At 71.4% G+C, this 19756-nt stretch carries 19 protein-coding genes; 5 read left to right on the top strand and 14 right to left on the bottom strand.

Annotated features, from left to right (window positions below; translation table 11 throughout):
- Positions 1 to 86: 86 nt before the first annotated feature.
- Positions 87 to 668 carry a hypothetical protein gene (locus tag KK097_RS03280; RefSeq protein WP_214543676.1) on the top strand — a complete coding sequence of 194 codons (582 nt, stop codon included), beginning with the start codon at positions 87 to 89 and terminating at the stop codon, positions 666 to 668.
- An 18-nt stretch (positions 669 to 686) separates the two neighbouring features.
- Here KK097_RS03280 and KK097_RS03285 read toward each other — a convergent pair whose 3' ends face one another.
- The 7 genes from KK097_RS03285 to KK097_RS03315 form a co-directional block, all read right to left on the bottom strand.
- A complete protein-coding gene (locus KK097_RS03285) occupies positions 687 to 2348 on the bottom strand; it encodes a dipeptide ABC transporter ATP-binding protein (RefSeq protein ID WP_214543677.1) in 1662 nt (553 codons plus the stop codon).
- Complete coding sequence (locus tag KK097_RS03290; RefSeq protein WP_214543678.1) at positions 2345 to 2944, bottom strand: GbsR/MarR family transcriptional regulator; 600 nt, start codon at positions 2942 to 2944, stop codon at positions 2345 to 2347. Before KK097_RS03290 ends, KK097_RS03285 begins: the two co-directional genes overlap by 4 nt.
- The gene (locus KK097_RS03295) at positions 2941 to 4350 is read right to left on the bottom strand and encodes a serine hydrolase (protein WP_307858328.1); all 1410 of its coding nucleotides are present in this window, start codon (positions 4348 to 4350) and stop codon (positions 2941 to 2943) included. Before KK097_RS03295 ends, KK097_RS03290 begins: the two co-directional genes overlap by 4 nt.
- Before the next feature lie 89 nt (positions 4351 to 4439).
- On the bottom strand, positions 4440 to 5330 hold the full coding sequence (locus KK097_RS03300) for an ABC transporter permease (protein ID WP_214543679.1): 891 nt from the start codon (positions 5328 to 5330) through the stop codon (positions 4440 to 4442).
- Positions 5327 to 6268 (bottom strand): ABC transporter permease, encoded by a 942-nt coding sequence (locus KK097_RS03305; RefSeq protein WP_214543680.1) that lies wholly within the window; start codon positions 6266 to 6268, stop codon positions 5327 to 5329. The genes KK097_RS03300 and KK097_RS03305 overlap by 4 nt, the downstream gene beginning before the upstream one ends.
- On the bottom strand, positions 6268 to 7662 hold the full coding sequence (locus KK097_RS03310; RefSeq protein ID WP_214543681.1) for a M14 family zinc carboxypeptidase: 1395 nt from the start codon (positions 7660 to 7662) through the stop codon (positions 6268 to 6270). The genes KK097_RS03305 and KK097_RS03310 overlap by 1 nt, the downstream gene beginning before the upstream one ends.
- A 7-nt stretch (positions 7663 to 7669) precedes the next feature.
- Positions 7670 to 9256, bottom strand: coding sequence for a peptide ABC transporter substrate-binding protein (locus KK097_RS03315; protein ID WP_250896392.1), 1587 nt, complete (start codon positions 9254 to 9256; stop codon positions 7670 to 7672).
- 179 nt (positions 9257 to 9435) lie between these two features.
- Between KK097_RS03315 and KK097_RS03320 the strand changes: the two genes are divergently transcribed.
- Both KK097_RS03320 and KK097_RS03325 read left to right on the top strand, forming a co-directional pair.
- Positions 9436 to 10089: an FMN-binding negative transcriptional regulator gene (locus KK097_RS03320; RefSeq protein WP_214543682.1), complete on the top strand. Its 654-nt coding sequence runs from the start codon at positions 9436 to 9438 to the stop codon at positions 10087 to 10089.
- Positions 10086 to 11555: an amidohydrolase gene (locus KK097_RS03325; RefSeq protein ID WP_214543683.1), complete on the top strand. Its 1470-nt coding sequence runs from the start codon at positions 10086 to 10088 to the stop codon at positions 11553 to 11555. Before KK097_RS03320 ends, KK097_RS03325 begins: the two co-directional genes overlap by 4 nt.
- 27 nt (positions 11556 to 11582) lie before the next feature.
- Here KK097_RS03325 and KK097_RS03330 read toward each other — a convergent pair whose 3' ends face one another.
- Genes KK097_RS03330 through KK097_RS03340 form a run of 3 tightly spaced genes read right to left on the bottom strand, consistent with a single transcriptional unit; the run spans position 11583 to position 13741 of the window.
- Positions 11583 to 12512 (bottom strand): Fpg/Nei family DNA glycosylase, encoded by a 930-nt coding sequence (locus KK097_RS03330; protein WP_214530411.1) that lies wholly within the window; start codon positions 12510 to 12512, stop codon positions 11583 to 11585.
- A 52-nt stretch (positions 12513 to 12564) separates the two neighbouring features.
- Complete coding sequence (locus KK097_RS03335) at positions 12565 to 13053, bottom strand: ribose-5-phosphate isomerase (protein WP_214543684.1); 489 nt, start codon at positions 13051 to 13053, stop codon at positions 12565 to 12567.
- 46 nt (positions 13054 to 13099) lie between these two features.
- Positions 13100 to 13741, bottom strand: a complete 642-nt coding sequence (locus KK097_RS03340; protein WP_214543685.1) for a helix-turn-helix domain-containing protein — start codon at positions 13739 to 13741, stop codon at positions 13100 to 13102.
- Here KK097_RS03340 and KK097_RS03345 point away from each other — a divergent pair.
- Positions 13740 to 14258: a GNAT family N-acetyltransferase gene (locus KK097_RS03345; RefSeq protein ID WP_214543686.1), complete on the top strand. Its 519-nt coding sequence runs from the start codon at positions 13740 to 13742 to the stop codon at positions 14256 to 14258. The two genes, KK097_RS03340 and KK097_RS03345, sit on opposite strands and share 2 nt — an antisense overlap.
- A 10-nt stretch (positions 14259 to 14268) precedes the next feature.
- Here the strand turns inward: KK097_RS03345 and KK097_RS03350 are convergent, their stop codons facing one another.
- The 4 genes from KK097_RS03350 to KK097_RS03365 all read right to left on the bottom strand — a co-directional run bounded on the left by KK097_RS03350 (position 14269) and on the right by KK097_RS03365 (position 16937).
- Positions 14269 to 15318 carry a hypothetical protein gene (locus KK097_RS03350; RefSeq protein ID WP_214543687.1) on the bottom strand — a complete coding sequence of 350 codons (1050 nt, stop codon included), beginning with the start codon at positions 15316 to 15318 and terminating at the stop codon, positions 14269 to 14271.
- A complete protein-coding gene (locus KK097_RS03355) occupies positions 15311 to 15769 on the bottom strand; it encodes a hypothetical protein (protein ID WP_214543688.1) in 459 nt (152 codons plus the stop codon). Before KK097_RS03355 ends, KK097_RS03350 begins: the two co-directional genes overlap by 8 nt.
- 5 nt (positions 15770 to 15774) lie before the next feature.
- Positions 15775 to 16287 carry a hypothetical protein gene (locus KK097_RS03360; RefSeq protein WP_214543689.1) on the bottom strand — a complete coding sequence of 171 codons (513 nt, stop codon included), beginning with the start codon at positions 16285 to 16287 and terminating at the stop codon, positions 15775 to 15777.
- An 89-nt stretch (positions 16288 to 16376) separates the two neighbouring features.
- Positions 16377 to 16937 (bottom strand): mycothiol-dependent nitroreductase Rv2466c family protein, encoded by a 561-nt coding sequence (locus KK097_RS03365; RefSeq protein ID WP_250896417.1) that lies wholly within the window; start codon positions 16935 to 16937, stop codon positions 16377 to 16379.
- Between the two features lie 213 nt (positions 16938 to 17150).
- On the opposite strand from KK097_RS03365, the gene pepN reads away from it, so the two are divergent.
- On the top strand, positions 17151 to 19730 hold the full coding sequence (gene pepN / locus KK097_RS03370) for an aminopeptidase N (protein ID WP_214543690.1): 2580 nt from the start codon (positions 17151 to 17153) through the stop codon (positions 19728 to 19730).
- Positions 19731 to 19756 lie beyond the last annotated feature (26 nt).

Below are 19756 nucleotides of genomic sequence, written 5' to 3' on the forward strand. Positions count from 1 at the left end.
CGCCGCGCGCCGGACGGGCGTGTCGTCGGAGCGAGAACGGCGGGGAGCGTGTTCCGCTGGCGGGGTCCCGGGCATAGGGTGCGGGCATGCAGAGCAGCACGGGGGTACGGGTGGTGTCGGCGGCCGCGGTGGTGGCGGCGCTGGTGTTCGGGGCGAGCGGCGTGCTGGGGACGATCTGGCTCGCACCGTGGGAGCTGTCGCCGACCTGGTTGCAGGCCGGTGCGGTGGTCGCCGGGCTCGCGGGCGTGGTCGTCCTCGTCGCGGCGGTGCGCGCCCGGGATCGCCGTGCACTGGCGTTCGCGGTGTCGGTCCTCGCGTTCGCGCTGCTGTGGCCGGCTCCCGGGTGGGCGGTCGAGGTGCTCCTCGTCGTCGCGCAGGGCGCCCTCGTGGCCTTCGGCGTCGTCACCGTCCGGAGTGAACCGGGTGTGCAGCGGGCCTTCGGCTGGATCGTCACGGTGGCGGCTGCGGCGTGGTTCGTCACCGCACTGCTGATGGTGTCGGTGCCGCTCGGCGCGCTGCCGCAGACCGCGCTCGACGCCGCGGTGTCGCTCCCGGGGCTCATGCAGACCGTCGCCTACCTGGCCGCGGCGGTGCTCGTCGCCGTGCCGCTGCTGCGTCCGGTGGGCCGCGGTGTCGGCGCGCTGTGGGCCTCGGCCGAGGTGCGCTGACCCGGACTCCCGCCCGACTCAGCCCGCGCGGGCCGCCAGTCGTTCGGATCGTCGGCGTGCCTGCTCCCCGGGGTCCGGCACGGGGGCGGCCTGGATCAGGCGTCGCGTGTACGGGTCCCGGGGCGAGCGCAGGATGGCGTCACGGGTGCCCTGTTCGGCGACGCGCCCGCCGTGCAGCACGACGACCCGGTCGCACAGGGTGTCGACGACGGCGAGGTCGTGCGTGACGAACAGGCACGCGAACCCGAGGCGCCCCTGCAGCTCGCGGAACACGTCGAGCACGCGCGCCTGCACGGACACGTCGAGCGCGCTCGTCGGCTCGTCAGCGATCAGGAGCGCGGGGTCGAGTGCCACCGCGCGGGCGATCGCGACGCGTTGCCGTTGGCCTCCGGAGAGTTCGTGCGGGTAGCGCTCGGCGTACCCGCCGTCGAGACCGACGTCGGCGAGGAGTCGCTCGACACGCTCCTCGACCTGCGCCGCCGGCAGCCGGAGGATCTGGCGGAGCGGCTCGGCCACGGTCTGCCCGACGGTGTACCGGGGGTTCAGCGACCGGAGCGGGTTCTGGAACACCACGCCGACGTGCTGGCGCATCTGCCGGCGGGCGGCTCGTCGTGCTCCGGCGACGTCGGTGCCGTCGACGATGACCGACCCGGAGGTGATCGGGGCGAGGCCGATCGCTGAGCGGCCGATGGTGGTCTTGCCGCTGCCCGACTCCCCCACCAGGCCGACGATCTCGCCGCGGCCGACGGTGAACGACACGTCGTCGACGGCACGAAAGCGCCCCCGCAGGGTGCCGCCGTACTCGACCACGAGGTGCCGGACGTCCAGGACGGGTGCCGGTGGCTCGGTGGCGGGGTCGACCCGCGCCTCCGGTTCGACGCTCCTGCCCATGCGCGGGACCGCAGCGAGGAGTTCGCGCGTGTAGTCGGCGGACGGTGCGGCGAAGACCGCACCGGCGGCGCCGGTCTCGACGACACTGCCCCGGCGCATGACGACCACGCGGTCGGCGAGGTCCGCGACGACGCCCATGTCGTGCGTGATGAGCAGGATCGCGGTTCCCGTGCGCTCGCGCAGCGCGCGGAGCACGTCGAGCACCTCGGCCTGCACCGTGACGTCGAGGGCGGTCGTCGGCTCGTCCGCGATGAGCAGGTCCGGGTCGGCGGCGAGCGCCATCGCGATCATCACGCGCTGGGCCTGCCCGCCGGAGAGCTCGTGCGGGTACTGGCCCAGGCGGCGTTCGGGTTCGGGGACCTCCACGGCGCGGAGCAGTTCGAGCGACCGCTCCCGGACGGCGGCGCGGTCGTGTGCGGCATCGGCGCGTCGGACGGCCTCGGCGAGTTGGAAGCCGATCGTGAAGACCGGGTTCAGGGCCGCGGACGGGTCCTGGAAGATCATCGACACGCTCCGGCCCCGGACCGACCGGAGGGTGCGCTCGTCCGTGCCGAGCACCTCGAGGTCGCCGAGCCGGATGCTCCCCGAGGCGCGCGCACCGTTTGGGGCGATGCCCATGGCGGTCATCGCGGTCATGCTCTTGCCGGAGCCGGACTCCCCCACGACGGCGACGACCTCGCCGCGGGCGACCGTGAACGAGGCGTCGTCGACGGCGCGGACGACCTCGCCCTCGACGTCGAAGGTGACGGTGAGGCGTTCGACCGTCAGGACGTCGCTGGTGCTGCTCATGGGGTCTCCGGGGGGTCGGTGTCGTCGCGGGCGGCCTTGAAGGCCTCCCACTCCTCGAGCATCTTGCGGTGGTAGCCCTGCAGCCACTGCATGTAGTCGCGGCCGTTGAGCAGACGCTCGCGGACCTCGGCGTCCACGTCGCCCGTCCCGGTGCGGCCGGCACCCTCGACGACGGCGAGCCCGCGGCCGATGATGTCGCGCTGCCGGTCCAGGTACTTCCGTTCGCTGGCGAGCCAGGAGCCCCAGACGTCGGCCTCGGCGCGGAAGTAGTGGCTGCGCTCGCCGGCGACGATGTGCCGCTTGACGAACCCGGAGTCGACGAGCCGCCGGGTGGCCATCGACACCGACCCCGAGCTGGCGCCGAGCGCGGTCTGCAGGTCCGACGACGACGAGTGCGGCGCGCGGGTCATCATCAGGTAGCCGAGCACCCGGGCGTCGGTGAGGGGCATGCCCGCTCCGTCGTTGAGCATCAGGGCGAACTCCTCGACGAACGCCTGGCGCTCCGGTCCGAGCAGCCGGTCGTCGTCGGTGCCCGTACCCCCGTCGTCGGTGCCCGTGCCCCCGTCGTCGGTGCCCGTACCCCCGTCGTCGGTCACGAGGCCAGCCCGGCGGCCACCTCGGGTCGCTCGTCCGGGATCGACCACGGCTCCTGCGACATGCCGCCACCGCCGCGGATCGCCTGCACGGTGCCGTCCTCGTCGCGGGTGTAGGTGATGTCCTCGTCGACCGAGCCGAAGCGGTTGCCGTGGGTCATCCGCAGGGTGTCGGCGTCGACGACCTCGAGTCGGGTGGGGGTGTCCATCGGCTCGGGGCCGGACGGGTCGACCTCGATGAGCCGGTCGCCGATCCGGGCGACGTCGGTGACGCCCCACGGGTTCGCGAAGCGTCCGGTGAAGGTGGCCGTGTCGACGTCGTCGGGCACCGGGGTCCCCGGGGCGTCGGCGTCGGCCGCGGCGTCGAGCATCGCGATGATCGCGGTGGCGATGACCGCGGCGGGTCCGGCGGCGGCGCTGGTCAGCACGGACACCACGAGTCCGGAGGCCGGGTCGAACATCGACTGGGTGATGTGGCCGGGGAACCCGCCGGAGTGGCCGCGGATCTCCCGGCCGCCGATCCGGTCGACGATGAAGCCGGCACCGTAGCCACGGGCGGCGGGGTCGTCGGTGGCGCTCCAGGCCTTCCGCTGTGCGAGCCGCTTGGAGTGGTCGTCGAGCAGGGTGCCCTGCCCGATCACGTGCTGCGAGAAGTACCGGACCAGGTCGGACGCGGTGCCGTGGAACCCGGTGGCGGCGGCCATCGCGCGGGTGTCGACGTGGTCGATGCGCTGCCGGTGCCGCGCGGTGTGGAAGCCGGTGTACCCGACCACGAAGTCGTCCGCGCGGGACGGGTCCCAGTCCGGGCCGGTGTTCCGCAAGCCCAGGGGTTCGGTGATCGACTCGCGCACGAAGTCGTTGTACGACTGCCCGGACACCGCGGCGATGACGAGGCCGAGCAGCGAGTAGCCGAGGTTCGAGTAGTTGAACGACGACCCGGCCGGTACCTTCTGGCCGCCATCGAGCACGAGCGCGAGGAGCTCCTGCTCGTCGGGGAACGCCCGCAGCAGGGACCAGTAGTCGCCGTCGTGTCCGTCGCGGATCACGCCGGCGCCCATCTCCATGAGCTCGCGCAGGGTGGCGTCGGCGAGCGGGGACCCGCCCTCTACCAGGGCGGGGACGTACGTGCCGACGGTGTCGTCGAGCCGGAGCGACCCGCGCTCCGCGAGCTGCAGCAGGGCCGTCGCCGTGAAGGTCTTGGAGTGCGAGGCGATGCGGAACAGGTCGGTGGTGGTCAGGCGGCGGCCGGCCTCGACGTCGGCGTAACCCCAGGCCTCGTCGAACAGGACCTCGTCGCCGTACCTGACGGCGACCTGCACGCCCGGCACACGCAGCTGCCACACCTTGTAGGACACCCACTCGCGGATGTAGGGCAGGGTCTTCCGGTACGCGGAGAGGGTGTCGGTCACGGTGGTCCTTTCGAGAGCGGTTCTGTCCGAGTCTGGCGCGTCGGTCGCGGCGATGTCCGCCGCGACGCGGTCGACGGCCGTCAGCGCCGTCAGCGCCGACGTGGGTCGAGTGCGGCGCGCAGCGTGTCGCCGAGCGCGATGACGGCGAGCACGGTCACGGCGAGGAACGCCGCGGGGGCGATGAGCATGTGCGGTGCGCGGAGGAACTGCGACGTCGCCGCGGACAGCTGCAGCCCCCACGAGATCGCCGGACGCTCCAGTCCGATGCCGAGGTAGGTCAGCGACGACTCGGACACGATGACCCCGCCGACGGTGATGGTGGCGAGCACGAGCAGGGGTGAGATCGACGACGGCAGCACGTACCGGGTGGTGATCCGCCACGTCGACAGCCCCATCGTCCGGGCGGCGAGCACGAACTCGGCGCCCCGGACGCTGCGGACGCTCGACCGCACGAGCCGGGCCATCGTCGGCCACCCGAACAGGGCGAGCACGAGCGACACGGTGAGCACCGACCGCTCCCCCACGCTGTTCAGCACGACGACGGCGCCGAGCAGGAACGGGAACCCGAGGAACACGTCGGTGAGCCGGGCGAGGACGGCGTCCACCCATCCGCCGACCATCCCCGCGACGGTCCCGACGACGACCGCCACCATGCCGGCGAGCACGGTCGTGAGCACCGCGACGGCGATCGACGACCGGGTGCCCCAGACGACGTTCGCGTACACGTCGCAGCCCTGCAGGTCGAAGCCGAACGGGTGCCCGGCGGTCGGTGCCGCCCCGCTCCGGCCGAGGTCGCACACCCGCGGGTCGCCGTGGCCGAACAGGCCGGCGAACACCTGCGGGAACGCCGCGATGAGCAGGACCACCACGAGCACCGACGCGGGCACCCAGAACCCCGGCGTCCGTGCGGCGGCGAGCAGTGGCCGGCGCCGGACCCCGACGACGGGTTCGACGGTGGCGCCGAGGGCTTCGGTGGTCATCGCGAGACTCCTGTCCGGACGCGCGGGTCGAGGGCGGCGTGCAGCAGGTCGACGAGCACGCTCGTGACGAGGAACACCAGGATGAGGGCGGTCGAGATGCCGACGACGACGGCACCCTCGTGCGAGCGGATGCCCTGGAACAGCAGGTTGCCGACGCCGGGCAGGTTGAAGATGCCCTCGATGATGACGGTGCCGCCCATCAGGTACCCGAGGTCGGTCGCCAGGTACGTCGCCGTCGGGATGAGCGAGTTCCGCAGCACGTGCACACCGACGATCCGGCCCGGGGCGAGCCCCTTCGCACGGGCCGTCCGCACGTAGTCGGCATCGAGCGTCTCGATCATCGAGGTCCGGGTGAGCCGGGACACCGCGGCCAGGCCGAACAGGGCGATCACGAACGCCGGCAGGACGTAGGCGGTCGGCCACCCGGCGGTGACACCCGCGACCGGGAACCAGTGCAGCCGCACCGAGAACACCAGCTGCAGGGCCACGCCGAGCACGAACACGGGGACGGCTCCGACGACGATGGTGCCGACGAGCACCGTCTTGTCGAGCACGGTGCCGCGCTTGAGCGCCGAGACCACGCCGAGCCCGATGCCGAGGACGATCTCGAGCGCCCACGCGCTCAGCGCCAGCGTGATGGTCACCGGCCACCGCGACGCCATCTGCTCACCGACGGGCTGCCCGTTGAAGTCGGTGCCGAAGTCGCCACGGAACAGCCCGCCCACGTACTGCACGTACTGCAGCCAGAGCGGCTGGTCCAGGTGGTACTCCGCCCGCAGCGTGCGCACGACCGTGTCGGTGAGCGGGCGCTCGCCGCCGAGGGCCTTGATCGGGTCACCCGGCAACGCGAACGTCATCGCGTAGATCAGGAAGGTCACCCCGAGGAACACGATGACCAGGCCGCCGAGTCGGCGACCGACGGCGAGCGTCGGACGCATCACGCGCCTCCCGAGACGGTCGCCGACACCGGCCGGGAGGCGCGGGTCGGGTCCGCCACGTGCGCCGCGCAGGCGAGGATCGCCCCGTACTGCACGCCCACGAGCTTCCCCACCGGGATCGGCTGCGCACCCGTCGACGCGTCCGCCTGCCACCGCGCGTACCGCTCGGCCAGGCGATCGCGGAGCCGCCGGAGCGGCGCGGACGCCGTGCCGGCGGTGGTCTCCGCCTCGACGGCACGCAGCAGCATGCCGCCGTAGCGCAGGCGGAAGCAGCGGACGAGGTCCTCGCAGCCGAAGCGCTCCGCGACGGTCGCCGTCCGGTCGGCCGGTTCCCGCTCGGCCCGGCGGCGGTCGGTCTCCGCCGTGCCGACGAGCATCGGCACGAACGCCCGGGATGCCTCGACGAACGGGGACGGGATCGAGAGCATCGGCGTCGCCTCGTCGAGGAACGCCTGCAGTTCTGTACCCGATGCCCCGAGCTCGTCCGCGCACCGGCGGAGCAGGTCGGCGTAGGACTCGTCGGTCGGGGTCTGGTCGTCGGCGTCGGGGTGGCTCCAGTACGGCAGCTCGGCCACCATGCACAGGGCCCCGTGCCGCATCGCCCAGGCGGCACTCGACCCGCCGTGGATGTGCTCGCCGGGGTCGACGCCGAGCCCCTCGAGGTAGGCGTACGCCGTCTCGATGCCGTCCATCGCGAACACCGCCGGGGCGAGCTCCCGCAGGTACGGCGACTCGGGCTCCCCGGTGTCGAGCGGCAGCCCGAGCGCGGCCGGGACCGCGTGCAGGGTGTCGACGACGGCGGGCAGGTCCTCGGACAGGTAGTAGTAGACGCCGCCCATCTCGCCGTTGTGCAGGCTCACGAGCAGGTCCGGCTCGGTGTCGTCGATGAGCCGCATGAACGCGAGCGTCTCGGGCAGCACCCGGTCGAAGTACACCGACCTGTAGCTGTTCGGGAACGTCCACTCGACCTGGCTGTCCGGGGCGGGCCGGTAGAAGTGCCGCGAGTAGAACACCCGGTCGTGCGGGTCGTGGAACCACGCCTCGTTGAGCCGCATGCCGTCCGGGTCGATCGTCGGGACGATGTGCCAGGTGACGTCGAGCCCGGCCATCCGTTCGTCACCGAGGGCCGTCTCGGCGAGGTGCAACGCCGTCCACGAACCGATGGGCTCGTTCGGGTGCACCCCGCCGACCACGACGGCCGCGTGCGACCCGGTGCCGATGCGGTAGCTGTGCAGGGGTTCGCCGAGGCGGCTCGTGCCGATCCTGGTGACCGTGACCCGGTCGGGGTGCGCTGCGGCGAGCGCCGCGAACCGGGCGTGCAGGTCGTCGACGAGCGGGAAGCCGTCGCGGTCGGGGACGCCCCGGACCAGGTCGAGGATGGTGTGCTGCTCCATGCCCGCCCTACTTCACGGCGATCTGGGCGATGACGGGGCTGCCCGCGACCGCCGGCAGCTTCGCGATCTTGTCGCTCGTGACGTACGAGTACTTGTCGAAGAAGGTCGGGACGATCGGGAAGTCCTCGAGGACCGCCTCCTGCGTCTTCGTGTAGTACCCGTTCGCCTCGTCCTGCGACCCGGCGGAGTCGGCCTTCGCGAGCAGCGAGTCGACGTCGTCGGACTGGTAGTAGCCGGTGCACGGGGCACAGCCGCCGGCCGTGGTGAACAGCGCGCGGAGCGTGTTCTGCTGGCTGATGTAGAGCGCGCCCCAGTGGCCGAAGTGCGGGCCGGCGACCTTCTTGTCGGTCAGCTCCGAGTAGTACGACGCCCAGTCGGTGGTGGCCTTCGCCTCGGCGTCGACGCCCAGGTTCTGCCGGATCTGGTTGGCGTACGCCTCGTACAGGGAGTCGAGGCCGGTGCCGCCCGGGTAGACGAGCGTCATGGTGCCGTCGAACCCGCCGGCGCTGGCGAGGAGCTGCTTGGCCGCCGCGGGGTCGAACTCGCAGGCGTCCCCGCAGATGCCCTCTTCCGTGCCCGACATCGACGGCGGGGTGAGGGCGGTGGCCGGTTCGTACAGGCCGCCGTAGATGGCGTCGTTCACCTGGTCACGGTCGATCGACATCGAGATCGCCCGGCGCACGTCGGGGTCGGAGTACCGGTCGTCCCACAGCGGGAACCCGAGGTAGTCGATGCCGGGGGCGTCGAAGGAGTGCAGGCGGTCGCCGAAGTCGGCCTTCGCGCTCGTCATCTTGTCGGTCGGCAGGAACAGCACGTCGGCGTTGCCGGCCAGGACGTCGGTGTAGGCGGTGTTCATGTCGGAGTAGCTGCGGAAGGTCACCTCGTCGGTGGCGGGCTTCGTGCCCTCGTAGTCCTTCCAGGCGGTGACGGTGAACTCCTGGTCCGCCTTCCACGCCTTCGTCATCTCGTACGGGCCGTTGCCGATCGGCTGCTTGTCGTACGCCTTCAGGTCGTCGTAGGCGGCCTCGGGCATCGGGTAGAACGCCGTCTGGGCCTGGCTGAGCTGCAGGGGGAACTGGCTGTCCGCGTGGGTGAGCGTGACCGTGAAGGTGTCCTTGCCGGTGACCTCGAGCCCCGACATCTCCTTGGTCTTCGGGGCGCCCTTCGCCGGGTTGAGGTCCGTGTACCCGACGATCCCGGCGAGCTGGCCGCTGTTCTCCCAGGCGTTCGGGCCGTAGGCGACGTGGTTCCAGGCCTTCACGTAGCTCTCCGGCGTGACGGCCTCGCCGTTCTGGAACGTCCAGCCGTCCCGCAGCGTGATCGTCCAGGTGGTGGCGTCGTCGCTCTCGACGCTCTTCGCCGCCACGTACCGCAGGTCCCCGTCGGCGTCGGTCTGGGTGAGCGGCGCGAAGACGCTCATCACCTGGTCGAAGGCCACGGTCTGCCGCCCCGGGGTCAGGTGGTCGGGCTCACCGGTCGCGTACACCAGGGTCGAGGCCGCGTCGTCGTCCGCGGTGCCGCTCGCGGAACAGCCGGTCGCCACCAGTGCCAAGGTTGCCGCTGCGGCCAGCGCGGCGATCGTCCTGCGTCGCATGATCTCTCCTCGATCGGGTGCGGCCGGATCCCTGCCCGGTCGTCGTGGTGGGAAAGCTAGGCCGGTTCGAATCCCGTCCACAAGACTTCTTTCAATCGACTCTGAAAGTTTTACCGCGCAGAAACACCGGCGAAACGACACTCGTCGCGCGCTCCGGCACGGTGTGCCACGCTCGGACCATGCGCCACACACCGCACTTCCTGATGACCGACGTCGACGAGGTCCGACGCCTCATCACCGGGAACCCGTGGGCGACGATCGTGTCGCACACCGCGGCCGGGCTGGTCGCCTCGCACTACCCGGTGCTGCTCGAGACCCCCGGCCCCGACGACGACCCGGACGCCCTCGTCCTGGTGTCCCACGTCGGCCGCCCCGACGAGGTCGCGCACGAACTCGGGCAGCACGAGGTGCTCGTCGTGTTCCAGGGCCCGCACGGCTACGTCTCCCCCGCCTGGTACCCGCCGGAGCAGTTCGTGCCGACCTGGAACCACGTCACCGCCCACGTCTGGGGCGCCCCCGAGATCCTGTCCGACGACGAGAACTTCCGGGTGCTCGGCGAACTCGTCGACCACTTCGAGCGGGTGATGCCCTCGCCCGTGTCGTTGCAGATCGACGAGGAGACCGCCCGCCGGATGGCCAAGGGCACCGTCGGGATCCGCATCCGGGTCACCCGGTTCGACGCCCGCGCCAAGCTGTCGCAGAACAAGGCCCCCGAGGTGATCGACCGCATCGTCGCCGGGCTGCGGGGCGACGGCCCCTACGCGTCGGCGGCGCTCGCCGACGAGATGGAGCGAGCGCACGCTGCGCGTGTCGACGACCTGGAGGAGCGGTGAGCGAGATCCTGCTGCGCACCGTCCGGCGTGTGGGCACCTCCGGAGCCCCTGCCGACGTCCGCATCGTCGACGGTCGCGTCACCGAGATCGCGCCGACCGGCACGCTCGACCCCACGAGCGTCGACACCGACGTGGTCGAGGCCGCCGGCGCCTGGCTCGGTCCGGGGCTCCGCGACCACCACACGCACTTCGACCAGTGGGCGCTCGTCCGCCGCCGCGTCGACGTCACCGGCTGCGACTCCGCCGAGACGACCGCCGACCTGCTCGCCGCCGTCGCGCGGGCGGGTGTGACGGACCGTGTGCTCGTCGGCCACGGGTACCGCGACGGTCTGTGGCCGCGCCCTGCGCGACGCGAGCTGCTCGACCGTGCCGCACCGGGCCTCCCGGTCGTCGTCATCAGCGCGGACCTGCACGCGGTGTGGTGCAACGCCCTCGCGCTCGCGCACTTCTCCGCGACCGTCGGCCGCCCGCTCGAGGCGGGCGAGGACGGGATCCTGCGCGAACAGGACGCGTTCGACGTGACCGGCGCGCTGTCGCAGGTGCCGGACGACCTGCTCGACGCCTACGTGGCGGACGCTGCCGAGGCAGCGGCGGCCCGAGGGGTGACGGGCGTCGTCGACCTCGAGATGCGCTTCGGGCTCGACCGCTGGCGCCGCCGGATCCACGCCGGCACCGACGCGATCCGGGTCGCGTCCGGGGTGTACCCGGCCGAACTCGACGCCGCCATCGCCCGGGGGCTGCGCACCGGCGACGTGGTCGACGGCACGCGGGGTCTGCTCACGATGGGGCCGTTCAAGGTGGTGACCGACGGTTCGCTCGGCACCCGGACCGCCGCGATGACGGACGGCTCCGGCGTGCTCGCCTGGCCGTTCGAGGACCTCGTGGCCATCACCCGTCGGGCCGTCGACGCCGGGCTCGTCCCCGCGATCCACGCCATCGGCGACCGGGCGAACACCCTCGCCCTCGACGTGTTCGAGACCGTCGGGGCCCGTGGCACGATCGAGCACGCGCAGCTGCTCGTCGACACCGACGTCGACCGGTTCGCCCGGCTCGGGGTCGCCGCGTCCGTGCAGCCCGAGCACGCGATGGACGACCGGGACATCGCCGACCGGCACTGGGCGGGGTTCACCGACCGGGCCTTCGCGTTCGCCTCACTCGCCCGGGCCGGGGCACGCGTGCTGCTCGGGTCGGACGCCCCGGTGGCGCCGCTCGACCCGTGGGTGTCCATGGCCGCGGCCGTCGGGCGCGACCGCGACGGCCGGGAGCCGTGGCAGCCGGCCGAACGGCTCTCGGCACTCGTCGCGTGGCAGGGCTCGACGGACGGCCGGGTCTCGGTGTCCGTCGGCGACGTGGCGGACCTGGTGCTCGTCGAGACCGACCCGCTCGTGGCGTCGTCCGCCGGTCTGCGGGCCATGCGGGTGCTCGGCACGGCCGTCGCCGGGCGGTTCACGTACCTGGAGGTGTGAGCGGGCGGGTGCGCCGTCGGAGGTGCGCTACTTCTGGTCCTTCGGGCACCAGTAGAGCTTCCGGCCGGCCATGTCGGCCATCCGGATCTCGGTGCCGCACACCCGGCAGGGCTCGCCCTGGCGGTGGTAGACCCAGTGGCGGTCCTTCCGCGAGCGCAGGGCCTTCTTGTGGTCGGCCTCGGACAAGTCGTCCATCGTCATCATCAGGCCGTCGCGGACCCCGTCGTGCAGCAGCTTCGACCAGTCCGCCCAGAGCGCCTTCGCCTGCTTGACGGTGATCTTCTTGCCCGGCTTGTACGGGTCGATGCGCTGCCGGAACAGCAGTTCGGCGCGGTAGATGTTGCCGATGCCGGCCACGACGGACTGGTCCATCAGCAGCTGGCCGATCGCGACGTTCCGACGGCGGACGTTGTCGACGAAGGTCTTCTCGGCCTCGGGTCCGTCGTCGTTCATCGGGTCGGGGCCGAGCTTGTCGAGGGCGCGCTGCACCTCGGCCGGGGTCTCCACCACGCAGGCGGTCGGGCCGCGGAGGTCGGCGACGGTGTCCTCGGTGAGGATCCGCACCCGGACCTGGCCGACCGGATCCGGCGGGAAGGACTCGATCGGGTCCTCCACCTTCTCCTGCTCGGCCATCCGGTAGCGGGCCAGCCGGGGTGCGCCGATCGAGCTGAGCGACTCTTCGCGGTCGTCGTCGTCGGACAGCGCCTCGGCGGTGGAGATCATCCCCGCGAAGTCCCATGCCCCGTAGAGCCCGAGGTGGACGCGGAGGAACAGGTCGCCCTCGAACTCCAGGAACATCTGCTTCGCCACGGCACGCGCGGCGATCATGCGCTTGCCGTCGAGCTGCGCGGCCCCGGCGGCGAAGCGACCCTGCGGGCTCGAGACCTCGCAGCGCTTGCCGACGAAGTGCCGGGTGAACTGGTTGGCGATGCGGTGGACGGAGTGACCCTCGGGCATTGGTCTTGTCTACTCGGTGCTGCTCGGTGTTGCTGGGCCGTGGGTCCGAGCCCTACGCGTCGATCTGACGACCGGCGATCAGCCCGGTGGTCTCGTACTCGGCGAGCTGCGCGATGCGGCGGGCGTGACGCTCCTCGCCGGAGAACGGCTCGGCGATGAACAGGTCGACGAACCGGATCGCTTCGTCCTCGGTGTGCTGGCGCGCGCCGATGGAGATGACGTTGGCGTCGTTGTGCTGCCGGGCGAGGACGGCGGTCGACTCGTTCCAGACCAGCGCGGCGCGGATGCCCTCGACCTTGTTCGCGGCGATCTGCTCGCCGTTGCCGGAACCACCGAAGACGACGCCGAGGGACTGGACACCGGCGCGCTGGTCCTGCACCACGGCGTGCGCGGCGTTGATGCAGAACGAGGGGTAGTCGTCAAGCGCGTCGTACTCGGTCGGACCGTGGTCCACGACCTCGTGCCCGGCTTCCGTCAGGTGGGTTGCGAGGGTCTTGTTGAACTCGAGGCCGGCGTGGTCCGTTCCGAGGTGGATGCGCATGGAACCGATCCTATTCCTGCGGCTCCGGGGCCCGGACCACCACTGGCTACGGTGCGCGGACCACCACCACGAGGTACCGGTTGGGGTCCTCGCCCGGGTTGCGGTAGACGACGTCGGCGGGGTCGCCGAGCTCGATCCGGTCCCCCGCCGCCAGACGCGTCGGCTCGCCGCCGACGACGACCTCCAGCACGCCGTCGACGACCCAGATGCAGTGCCGCAGGAACGCGTAGGCGGACGCCGGGTAGGCCACTTCGCGGCCGGCCGGGAGGCGCACCTCGGTGACGTCAGCGGGGAACGCCGCGCTCGAGACCGGACGACGGCGGTACCCGGTGTCGGGATCGGTCCAGGAATCGGCGGTCGCGCCGCGTTGGACCCCACGCGCCTCGTGGGGGTCCGTCGCCCTGGGCACCTCGTGCTCGAGGGCGTCGTCGAGGAGCTGCGAGATCGTCAGGCCGAAGGCACCGGACAGCCGGCCGAGGATCGTCGCGGTGGGGCTGGAGACCCCGCGTTCGACGCGGTTGATCATCGCGCGGGAGACGCCCGACTCCTCGGCGAGCTCGGTCAGGCTCCACTTCCGCTCGGTGCGGAGGCGCTGCAGGCGTTCGCCGAGCGCCCGCTGCTCGGCGACCGCGGTGTCGTCGGTGCCGGTTGCGGGATCGGCGCGCTCGTCGTCTACGATGTGAGACATGACGACAGCATATGCGACGAACGGGGTCGTGATCCGCGACTGCACCCCCGCCGACCTCGACGTCGTGCACGCCCTGCACGTCGATGCCGTGTTGCACTCCACCGCCATCTGGCAGGAGACCCCGCACCCGCGTGCGTACTTCGACGGATGGCTCGCTGCGCGGCAGGGCGACGGCTTCCCGGTGGTCGTGGCAGAGGTCGACGGGGTCGTGGCCGGCTACGCCACGTACTCCCAGTGGCGGCCGCACCAGGGGTACCGGCTGACCGTCGAGCACAGCGTCTACGTGGTCGAGGCGTTCCGCGGCCGGGGCATCGCGTCGACGCTGATGGCCGAGTTGGTCGCGCGCGCCACCGCCGAGGGGCGGCACGTGATGATGGCCGGGATCTGCAGCACCAACACGGGGTCGATCGCCCTGCACGAACGGCTCGGTTTCACCACGGTCGCGGTCGTGCCCGAGGTCGGGCGGAAGTTCGACCGGTGGCTCGACCTGACGATGATGCGGCTGCCGCTCGTCTGACCGCCGCCGGTCAGTCCGCGCCCGGCATCGGGACGTCCAGGGGCGGTGGCGACGGGCGGAACGACGGCGCGGTGTCACCGTGCGCGATCGGACGGTGGTCGGCGAACCAGGAGTACGCGACCGCTTCGTCCGCCTCGGCTGGACTCTCGTCGAGGCAGTCGTTGCACCGTGTGTGCCAGCCGGCCTCGTCGTGCCAACGGTGTGGATGGCCCTTGGCGACCCAGTCCGGCGACCACTTCACGTCGAAGGCGTACACGATCTCAGCGGCGATCCCCCACGCGAGGTTCTTGAGCGCCGCGTCCTCGATGCCCTTGTCCCACGAGAGCCAGCCGTTGCGGAGTTCCTCGAAGACGTTGTCCGCGAGCAGCTCGTGGTTCTTGTCGCCCCACTCGTCGCTCGAGGACCGCACGACGACCGCGGGCACGCTCGGGGTCGTCGCCGGCCCAGCATCGCTCGCCCGGTCGTCCCTGGCTTGGTCGGCGCCGTGGGTCCGCGCGTACCGCTCGCCGTCCGTCGTGTTCATCAGCCAGACCGAGTTCGCGAGGTCACCGTCGGGCTCGCCGGCGGCGGGCGCGCTGACGTAGCGTTCCCGGACGGTCGCGATCTGCTCGGCAGCAGTCCGCTCGGGTTCGACGAACGCGAGCTCCGAAGCGACGCGGACGAACATCCCGCTCGTCAGGAGCCCCCGACGGAGGCCGATCTCGACGGACCGCAGCGCCATCGCCCGGGCTCGGGTGGCGTCGGGTTCGTGATCGGTCCGCGCCATGCGGTGCAGCGCGCGGAGGTCGGTCGCGCACCCGTTCCGGTTGAACTCCGTGAGGTCGAGGAGCAGCTGTTCCTCGGGCGTCCGGGGTGCCGGCTCGGCGCTCGGTGTCAGGCCATCGTCGTGCCGGACACTACGTCGCTGGACCCGGGGGTCCTCCGCATCAGCGGGCGGGATGACGTCGATGTAGGCCTCGTGCCCGGGGAGGGGTTCCCGCATCGCGGCGACGGAGCCGTCCGGCATGGAGCGGACTTCCTCTGCGGGGAAGGGGACGTACTCGAGGCCGGCGTCAGACAACGATCTCGTCTCCGTGTTCTTCGATGACGTTGCCGTCCTCATCCCAGACCGCACGAAGTCGCGGGACCGGGTCCTCACCAGCGAGCTCTCGCCGCGATCGCTCCCGTCCGTACAGCTGTGCGCCTGTCTCCGTCCGCATCAGGTAGCACGGCCAGTACTGCACCTCGTCAGGAGCGAGGTCAATCGTGTAGATCGACGCGACCCTGTCGACGACGGCCTCGACGCTTGCTGTCCAGGTTTCCCAACCGGCACGCCCAGTGCCGTTCTCCTCGTAGTTGCCGACGCACACGAGATCACGCTCGAGCAAACGACCGAGCACGTCGAGGAGCCATTCACGAGTCTCCCCCAACGGCCGACGGCGTCCCTTCTCTATGTTGCCGGTCCAGGCCCACAGGTTCTCGCCGGTCCCGTCCTGGACGGACGCCAGACAGTAGTAGGTGAACTCATTCATCGACATCATCCTTCCGGCATCGCATCGTCGGGGAGGTCATGCGGCGCCGATCCTTCGGGGAGATGCACCTTCACGTTCTCCCATTCCGACGTCTTCGAGTTGTGCACTTCGACCACTGGCCCTCCCGTGCCGCTGTCGCGTCGGTACTGGACGCGTGTTCCGTCAGGGAGGACGACTTGGATGCGGTCGGGTGTCGATCCCGGAGCGAGCGTGCCGCCTCGGCTGAGCTCACGCCATGCCTCGACGGCTTCCTCTGGAGTGTCGACCTCGCGATGCGGCTCGGTCTTCCCCGGGCGTCCGATGGAGCGGATCCGCTCGTTGGCCTCGTCGCCGGTCATCGGTCCGACCACGTCCGTCATGATCCCGGCGCCACCCGCGACCTCGCGGGGCTTGCCCGTGAGCGGATCGTGCGTCCAGGCCCACGCGTCCCGGTCGGCCTGGGCCATCCGTTGCCGCATGGCGTCGGCCGGGGTCTGCTGCTTCGTGTCCCCGCTGAGGCCGAACAAGATGCCCAGCACGCCCAGCGCCGACAGGCCACCGACCGCGCTGCCGGTACCGGCAGCGGTCCCACCGGCGCGGTGCCAGCCCGCGCCGCGCCTCCAGTCCGTCAGTCGGTGGTGTCGAAGACCGGGCCGACCGTGCGCGAGCGCTTGAGCTCGAAGAAGCCGGGGTACTTCGCGACGGCGACGACGCCGTCCCACAGGTCGAGCGCCTCCTGGCCCGTGGGCGCCGGGGAGATGACCGGTCCGAAGAACGCGGTGCCCGCGACGGCGATGACCGGCGTGCCGACGTCCTGTCCGACGCGGTCGATGCCGTCCTGGTGGCTGGCACGCACGGCGGCGTCGACCTCGTCGGTCCAGGCGTACTCGAGCAGGTCGGCGTCGAGGCCGAGTTCGGCGAGCACGGCGGGGACGACCTGCTCCGGGTCGGACTCCTGGCGGTGGTGGATGTGCTCGCCGAGGGCGTCGTAGAGCGGCTTGACGACGTCCTGTCCGAGCCGGAGCCGCGCCGCCGTGACGATGCGCGGGTAGACCTGGCCGGCGTGCAGGCGCTCCTTGTAGGCGTCCGGGACGTCCTGGTCCTCGTTGAGGACGAACAGGCTCATCACGTTCCAGGTCACGTCGAGGTCGCGGTGCTCGGCCACCTCGCCCACCCAGCGGCTCGTCATCCAGGCCCAGGGGCAGTTCGGGTCGAACCAGAACTCCACGGCGGTGCGCTCGCTGGTGGGGTCGGTCGGGTTGTCCACAGTCGTCTCGGTCACGCTCCGAGCGTACGCGGCGTCGCTAGGCTGGAACCCATCGTCCCGCCGGCGCACGACGCCGTCCGGGGCCCCGTACGCGGACACCGATCGTCCGCGTCCCCAGCGAAGATGGAGCGTTGCGTGCCCGGAGAGAACCTCACCCGAATCGAAGCCCAGGAGCGCGCGGCCGTCGTCGCCGTGCAGACGTACGACGTCGAGCTCGACCTGACCCGCGGTGCAGAGAGCTTCGGCAGCACGACGCGGGTGCGCTTCACCGCCACCGCCGGCGCATCGACCTTCATCGACGCCATCACGAAGACCGTGCACTCGATCACACTGAACGGCACGGCGCTCGACGTCGCCGCGGTGAACGACGGCGTGCGCATCCAGCTCGACGACCTGCAGGAGCAGAACGAGCTCGTGGTCGTCAGCGACGCGCTGTACACGAACACCGGTGAAGGCCTGCACCGCTTCGTCGACCCGGTGGACGACGAGGTGTACCTGTACTCCCAGTTCGAGGTCCCCGACTCGCGCCGCATGTTCGCGGTGTTCGAGCAGCCCGACCTGAAGGCCGAGTTCTCCTTCACCGTGACCGCGCCGTCGCGGTGGCAGGTCGTCTCGAACTCCCCCACCCCGGAGCCGCACGTCGACGGCGACGTCGCGACCTGGGCCTTCCCGCCCACCGCGCGCATCTCCAGCTACATCACCGCGCTCGTCGCCGGCCCGTACGAGGTCGTGCGCGACGAGCTGACCAGCCGCGACGGCCGGACGATCCCGCTCGGCGTCTTCGCGCGCAAGTCGCTCGCCTCGTACCTCGACCCCGAGTACGTGTTCGACATCACGAAGAAGGGCTTCGCGTACTTCGAGGAGAAGTTCGACGTCGCCTACCCCTTCGAGAAGTACGACCAGCTCTTCGTGCCGGAGTTCAACGCCGGCGCGATGGAGAACGCCGGGGCCGTCACCTTCACCGAGACCTACGTGTTCCGGTCGAAGGTCACCGACGCCATCAAGGAGCGCCGGGTCGTCACGATCCTGCACGAGCTCGCCCACATGTGGTTCGGGGACCTCGTCACCATGAAGTGGTGGAACGACCTCTGGCTCAACGAGTCGTTCGCCGAGTGGGCCTCCACGATCGCCACGGCTGAGGCCACCGAGTGGACCGAGGCCTGGACCACGTTCCAGGCGATGGAGAAGTCCTGGGCCTACCGCCAGGACCAGCTCCCCTCGACGCACCCGATCGTCGCGACGATCAACGACCTCGAAGACGTCCAGGTCAACTTCGACGGCATCACCTACGCGAAGGGCGGCTCGGTCCTGAAGCAGCTCGTCGCGTGGGTCGGCATCGACGCGTTCTTCGCCGGTGTCTCCGCCTACTTCAAGAAGCACCACCACTCGAACACCGAGCTCCGCGACCTGCTGGTCGAGCTCGAGGCGACGAGCGGCCGCGAGCTGACCGAGTGGTCGAAGCTCTGGCTCGAGACCGCGGGCGTCAACACCCTGCGCCCCGAGATCGAGACCGACGAGTCCGGTGTCATCACGTCGTTCACCGTCCTGCAGGAAGCCCCCGCCGACTACCCGACGCTGCGCCCGCACCGTCTGGCGATCGGCGTCTACGCATTCCGGAACGACGAGTCCGCGCCGTTCGGCGCCGACACGGCATCCGCCGGCGGCAAGCTCGAGCGGGTCCACCGCGTCGAGATCGACGTCGACGGCGCCCGCACCGACGTGCCCGAGCTCGTCGGCGTCCAGCGCGGCGACCTCGTGCTGCTCAACGACGACGACCTGGCCTACGCCAAGATCCGTCTCGACGAGCACTCCCGGCGCACCGCGATCGAGCACCTCGCGTCGATCGCGAACCCGCTCGCCCGCTCGATCGTCTGGGGTTCCGTGTGGGACGCCACGCGCGACGCCGAGTCCCCGGCCAGCGACTACGTCCGGCTCGTGCTCGGCAACATCGCGACCGAGACCGAGTCGACGACCATCCGTACGACGCTCTCGCAGCTGCTGCTCACCGCACGCAACTACGTGGCGCCCGGCTCGGTCGAGGCCACGGTCCGCACCGTCGGCGACACGCTCTGGCAGCTCGCCTCCTCGGCCGAAGCCGGTTCGGACGCGCAGTTCCAGTTCGTGAAGTTCTTCGCGCAGATCCCGTCCACGCCCGAGCACGTCGCGACCCTGCAGGGCCTGCGCGACGGTTCGGTCACGCTGCAGGGCCTCGAGATCGACACCGACCTGCGCTGGGAGCTGCTCGAGGGCCTCGTGCTCGCGGGTGCCGCCGACAACGCCGAGATCGACACCGAGCTCGCCGCGGACAAGACGGCGTCGGGTGAGCAGGCCGCGGCCCGTGCCCGGGCGACGATCCCGACGGCCGAGGGCAAGCTGGCGGCGTTCTCGTCGCTGGTCGACTCGTCCGAGCTGCCGAACGCGATCGTGCGCCAGACCACGGTCGGGTTCCAGCACGTGAACAGCCCGGTGCTGCTCGAGGGGCTGGTGCCGAAGTACTTCGAGGTGCTCACGCGCATCTGGGCCGAGCGCAGCTACCACATGGCCGACACCATCGTCTCGGGCCTCTACCCGGCGCCGCTCGCGTCGGCCGAGCTCCGTGACGCCGCAGCCGCGTGGCTCGAGGAGCACCCGGAGACGCCGGCCCTGCGCCGCATCGTGTCCGAGAGCCTCGCGGGCACGGAGCGCGCACTCCGGGTCCAGGCCGCCGACGCCTGACCCGTCGTCCCACCCGGCGGGGTCTT

Origin of the sequence: Curtobacterium flaccumfaciens (assembly GCF_018598405.1) — a bacterium.
GTDB classification, from domain to species: Bacteria; Actinomycetota; Actinomycetes; order Actinomycetales; family Microbacteriaceae; genus Curtobacterium; species Curtobacterium aurantiacum.

What these genes read in the sequence shown, in the direction of transcription:
- KK097_RS03280 (WP_214543676.1), top strand. Translation starts at nt 87, where the DNA reads ATGCAGAGCAGCACGGGGGTACGGGTGGTGTCGGCGGCCGCGGTGGTG.
- KK097_RS03285 (WP_214543677.1), bottom strand. Translation starts at nt 2,348, where the DNA reads ATGAGCAGCACCAGCGACGTCCTGACGGTCGAACGCCTCACCGTCACC.
- KK097_RS03300 (WP_214543679.1), bottom strand. Translation starts at nt 5,330, where the DNA reads ATGACCACCGAAGCCCTCGGCGCCACCGTCGAACCCGTCGTCGGGGTC.
- KK097_RS03305 (WP_214543680.1), bottom strand. Translation starts at nt 6,268, where the DNA reads ATGCGTCCGACGCTCGCCGTCGGTCGCCGACTCGGCGGCCTGGTCATC.
- KK097_RS03310 (WP_214543681.1), bottom strand. Translation starts at nt 7,662, where the DNA reads ATGGAGCAGCACACCATCCTCGACCTGGTCCGGGGCGTCCCCGACCGC.
- KK097_RS03315 (WP_250896392.1), bottom strand. Translation starts at nt 9,256, where the DNA reads ATGCGACGCAGGACGATCGCCGCGCTGGCCGCAGCGGCAACCTTGGCA.
- KK097_RS03320 (WP_214543682.1), top strand. Translation starts at nt 9,436, where the DNA reads ATGCGCCACACACCGCACTTCCTGATGACCGACGTCGACGAGGTCCGA.
- KK097_RS03330 (WP_214530411.1), bottom strand. Translation starts at nt 12,512, where the DNA reads ATGCCCGAGGGTCACTCCGTCCACCGCATCGCCAACCAGTTCACCCGG.
- KK097_RS03335 (WP_214543684.1), bottom strand. Translation starts at nt 13,053, where the DNA reads ATGCGCATCCACCTCGGAACGGACCACGCCGGCCTCGAGTTCAACAAG.
- KK097_RS03345 (WP_214543686.1), top strand. Translation starts at nt 13,740, where the DNA reads ATGACGACAGCATATGCGACGAACGGGGTCGTGATCCGCGACTGCACC.
- KK097_RS03340 (WP_214543685.1), bottom strand. Translation starts at nt 13,741, where the DNA reads ATGTCTCACATCGTAGACGACGAGCGCGCCGATCCCGCAACCGGCACC.
- KK097_RS03355 (WP_214543688.1), bottom strand. Translation starts at nt 15,769, where the DNA reads ATGAATGAGTTCACCTACTACTGTCTGGCGTCCGTCCAGGACGGGACC.
- KK097_RS03365 (WP_250896417.1), bottom strand. Translation starts at nt 16,937, where the DNA reads ATGACGAGCCGCTGGGTGGGCGAGGTGGCCGAGCACCGCGACCTCGAC.